This window comes from Ruminococcus sp. 1001713B170207_170306_F1, assembly GCF_015668065.1.
Classification (GTDB): domain Bacteria; phylum Bacillota; class Clostridia; order Lachnospirales; family Lachnospiraceae; genus Blautia_A; species Blautia_A faecis.
This window is the reverse complement of the sequence record NZ_JADPEX010000052.1, coordinates 1-4,563: the sequence shown is the minus strand read 5'-3', so window position 1 is coordinate 4,563 and position 4,563 is coordinate 1. Positions and strand designations below refer to the sequence as shown.

The window sequence follows — 4,563 nt, the reverse complement described above, 5'->3', positions numbered from 1 at the left end:
AACGAAAGGGCAGTTAATGAAAAGTCTCAATACTGCTTTTTCGTTTGCACCACCTTCGATTCTTTCCTTAACGATTTGCACTTCAAATCGTTTTCTTTATTCTATCATAGCATCCATTATTCCGCCATCAGTCTTTCGAACCAGGTATCCATGACAATGATAAACTGGCCTGCTCCTGGCAATTCTTGTAGCATTTCGTCAAGAGTTTTCTGTTTCACATATTTCTGCACATACACCCAACAGGCAATGCTACTGGCTTCTGATACAATGTCAGCTATGGTTTTGCGCATAAGCTCTTCAAATTCAGTAATTTCTTCTTTTGGGACAACATCATACAGTGTTGGTGCCTGATGACTTAATTTTACGCCATTTTCATTTGCATCTTTAAGCAGATTCTTAACTTTTTCTCTTGAATCCTCCGGTACTTTTATGTACTCCCACATAAATGCTACCACATCGGACGGTGTGTCTTTTTTAAGTGGTGGTAACTGAATATAATCATTGTTTTCGCTCATTTTCATATTCTCCTCACGATATAATAAAATCAATAATGCGTTCTCTTGTCATGTCCAGTACAGTATCTACGAACACTCCTGCAAAAAGGATCAGATACAGAATTACACTCAGCGAAAACAGAAATGCAACCTGTACCCAGTCATGGTAACAGTATGCAGTCGCTATAATCAACAAAGTGAATATAAACCCAAGGATCCCTCTGACAACCGCATAAGTCTGTACTGTCATCTTTACTGCCAGTCCGATCACAAAAAGGATCAGCCATACCGGCAGTAATAATATTTTCCCAGCAAGTTTTAAAATAAACATGTGCACCTCCTATCTTACCAGTCCTGGCATATCATGGTTCACCTCTGCCTGATAATACCCGTTCATCGTAGACGGTGCATTAAACAGGGATGCTAATAAATATTTCTTGATGTTCTTCACTTTGGTGGTGTTACCACGCATACAGTGTAAGACATACTCGATATGTGAATAGGTCAGCATCAGAAATTTTTTCTTCACCAGTGATGCCGGATACCAGTTGCTGGCAATCAATATCTTGTCATTTTTACACATCACAGTTTCTACGATCAGGTTCACGATTTCATCTACCTGTCGCATATCGTCATGATGGGTTACTTCCAGTGATTCATAATCAATGGTCTCTTTGACAAGGTTTTCATAAGCCTGATAATCCTCAGAGCGGTTATCGCTATCAAATCTTTTCTCATCCACAGATATGATAGGATTAGATTTATTATCATTCATTTCAGTATAACTAAGATTAGTATTATTAGGGTTTGAAATGTAAACTTCTTGAAGTTTGTTTTCGGGACTTCTAGAAGTTTGATTTTGGGACTTCATGAAGTTTAAATTGTAAACTTCTGCAGGCTCTTCATTTTCCACAGAAGTTTGTTTTTTAAACTTCTCTAATTCCTCTCCAAATTTTTTCTCATCTGTTTTCTCAGGCATAAAGGTTTTTACGTAGATAACATTCACCTTTCCAAATCCCTGCCTGCGTTTCTCAATCAGACCAATTCCTGTTTCGTCATCCAGCTCTCTCATGGATTTGATGGCTTTATTTCTGCCACAGTTCAGTAATTCCATGATATCTTCGATGGAAAAGTAGATATATGCTCTGTTTTTGTCGTCAAACCACTGATTTTTGATGGAAAGAGACATTCGATCCAACATCAGTCCATATAAAATTTTAGCATCGCTTGATAAATCTTTAAAATAGCTGTCTGTAAATAATGCTTTTGGTATGCGGTAGAAGCTGAACTGATCAGCTTCGGTACCGTAAAAATAATTAAATGTCATTTTTTTCTCCATAATTTCCTCCTTTCATTTTCTGCTAAGAAGTCCTCTTTTTAAACTTCTTTGACATTGTTTTCTTAGCTTTTTCTCTCCTTAACAGGACTGTTCCTGCATCCACTTTTCTAATAATGATTCAATCACCTGCTCCATATCTTTGGCTGTATAATCATCCGGAAAATACTTTGTCAGTTTCTTTTCTGAGAAAGTAAGAGACCGGGATACTTTCTTTGCCATCACACAGTTATTGAAAATCGATAACATCTGAATCTGATTGATTGGTCCATCATTCAGCTGATTTCTGAGTGCTGCAATCTGTTTTGGTTTGATGAATCCGGTGTCGTTGATATATTCGTAGATCCATCCCTGTACTTCCTTATCGATGTAGGAGATATTGACAGCAACCGTAAACTGAAGCTTCTTGTTATCTACCAGATCAAGAAGTTCCGGAATAAGTTCTGTTAATCGTACAAATCTTTGAACCTGAGCTCTACTTTCCCCAACTTGCTTGCTCAAGACTTCATCAGATCTCAACTTCGTCTCATTTTGAGACAAAGTTAAATCTGTTCTAACTCCCTGTCTTTTCATTGCCTCTAGTTTCATCTTATAAGCAAATGCTTTCTCACTCGGCAACAATTCCTCTCGCTGAATGTTAGCATCCACCATAGCCACAATGGCATCATCATCCGATAATTCTCTTACGATTGCCGGAATAGTTGTAAGTCCTGCAAGCTGTGCTGCATGCATTCTTCTGTGACCGGATACCATTTCATATTCTTCATTATCATCCATTCGAAGCAGTACCGGTGTCAGTACTCCATTGATCCTTACACTTTCAACCAGATCCTGCATCTTTTCATCATCCAGCACCTTGAACGGATGATTTTTAAACGGATGGATCTTACTAATCTCTATCTCCATTGCAGATTCTTCATTTACCACACCAAGCAGTTCATCAATGCTTGCCAGTTTAATCTTTTCGCCACTTCTATTTTTCATTTTTCAAAACCTCCTGTGTTAAGTTCTTATATGCTTCGGCAACTTTTCCTTTCGGGCAGTGCATGTAGATGCTTTTTCCCTCTGCACTGGTCTCAGCTGCTTTTACAGACATCGGAATCACATTTTCAAATACTTCTATCTGGCTTCCGTATGTTGTATGTACTCTCGATGCAATGTCCCTTGCGTAATTGGTTCTGAAATCAACCATAGTCAACAGAATGCCCTCAATCGCCAGTTTCCGGTTCAGCCTTTTCTTTACTGTAAGAATGGTCTTGATCAGCTGCTGAAGTCCTTTCACCGGCAGATATGCGGCCTGTACAGGTATCAGCACGGAATCGGAAGAGACCAGTGCATTGATTGTCATCATACCAAGACTTGGCATACAGTCGATCAGGATATAATCGTATCGGCCTCTTATCGCATCGATATATTCCTTCATGATCATTTCTCTGCTCATAACATTTCCCATCGTTACTTCCAGGGCAGAAAGCTCAATATTTGCCGGAAGTAGATCTACATTTTCCTGGTGATGTAAGATACCATCTTCCAGAGAGATTTCTTCTTCGTTAATGACATCCATCATAATCGTTGCCAGTGTGATGCGAAGATCATCCGGTTCCTCATATCCAAGACTTGCGGTTAAACTTCCCTGTGGATCCGCGTCGATCAGCAACACTTTCTTACCTTCTCTTGCCAGTCCAATGCCTACATTTACGGTTGTGGTGGTCTTTCCGACGCCACCTTTCTGGTTTACTACGGATATAACTTTACACATGATTTCTTCCTCCTTTAACTATCCCATGATTCTTTTTTCCATAATTTCAACAGTGCCAGTATTTCCCGTTTCATCATTGCCGGTGTATAAGAATTTGGAAAATACTTGTGCAACTGCTCGTTTGTGAATGCCACTCTTGTGATCTCACCCTTTTTCACTTCACACATGATCTCTTCCATCTTTTCCAGTGACAACTGTTTTTCTTTACTCAGTTGCCGGATCCTCTGGGCCTGTGAGAGTGATGGGATTGCCTGTGCATACTCCATTGCTACAAGCAGTTCTCTTTGTTCTTTTTCACTTAATGCAGCTATCTCTACAGCCGGACAAAAAGAAATGATCTCATCATCCAGTTTCTGCAACATTTCCGGTATCAGTTTTGTCAGTGAGATATAACGCTGCACTTGTTTTGGGCTATCACCACAATCTTCACTGATGATTTCTATTGCCCGCTTTCTTGGTGTTTTGTGGTCAACTTGGCTCTTTTTTCGACCACTTTTTCTTTTTAATACGTCATTCTTCAGTTTGTAAGCAAAAGCTTTTTCACTGTAGCTGATCCGTTCTCTGTGAAGATTGGAATCTACCATGCTCAAGATGGAATCATCTTCACTTAATACCCGGATGATTACCGGTACTTTACGGTATCCCAGTTTCTCCGCAGCATGTTTTCTTCTGTGGCCGGATATGATCTCATAGTATCCATCCGGTACCGGTCTGACGATCAGCGGATTTAATATTCCATACTTTTCAATGCTTTCCTGCAGAAGAAACATTTCCTTATCATCCTTCACCTGAAACGGATGCTCTTTGAACGGTCGAAGACGCTCAATCTCAATTTCTATGATTCTTTCTTCGTTTTCTTCTGATTGTCTGTTTGGTTCAGTCATCTTGACTCCTTTCCTCCAGGATTCAGGAAATAAAAAATGCCTGCCTGGAACTTTTATAGATAGTAAAGTTCCAAACAGACATTGCTGTTT

6 protein-coding genes are annotated in these 4,563 nt (G+C 39.5%); all 6 read right to left on the bottom strand.

The genetic code is table 11. From position 1 onward, the window contains the following. Positions 1-116 precede the first annotated feature (116 nt). A complete protein-coding gene (locus I4V84_RS19295) occupies positions 117-515 on the bottom strand; it encodes a hypothetical protein (protein ID WP_330371202.1) in 399 nt (132 codons plus the stop codon). A gap of 13 nt (positions 516-528) precedes the next feature. Further along, positions 529-825: a hypothetical protein gene (locus tag I4V84_RS19290; protein ID WP_005334864.1), complete on the bottom strand. Its 297-nt coding sequence runs from the start codon at positions 823-825 to the stop codon at positions 529-531. Positions 826-834: 9 nt separating this feature from the next. Continuing rightward, entirely contained in the window at positions 835-1,833 is a 999-nt protein-coding gene (locus I4V84_RS19285) for a DUF6017 domain-containing protein (RefSeq protein ID WP_005334866.1), read from the bottom strand. Between the two features lie 78 nt (positions 1,834-1,911). Continuing rightward, positions 1,912-2,814, bottom strand: a complete 903-nt coding sequence (locus tag I4V84_RS19280) for a ParB/RepB/Spo0J family partition protein (RefSeq protein WP_195993177.1) — start codon at positions 2,812-2,814, stop codon at positions 1,912-1,914. Continuing rightward, a complete protein-coding gene (locus I4V84_RS19275; protein WP_005334870.1) occupies positions 2,804-3,589 on the bottom strand; it encodes an AAA family ATPase in 786 nt (261 codons plus the stop codon). The genes I4V84_RS19280 and I4V84_RS19275 overlap by 11 nt, the downstream gene beginning before the upstream one ends. A 14-nt stretch (positions 3,590-3,603) precedes the next feature. Further along, positions 3,604-4,563, bottom strand: a 960-nt coding sequence (locus I4V84_RS19270) for a ParB/RepB/Spo0J family partition protein (protein WP_243284157.1), incomplete at its 5' end; no start/stop codon positions are given.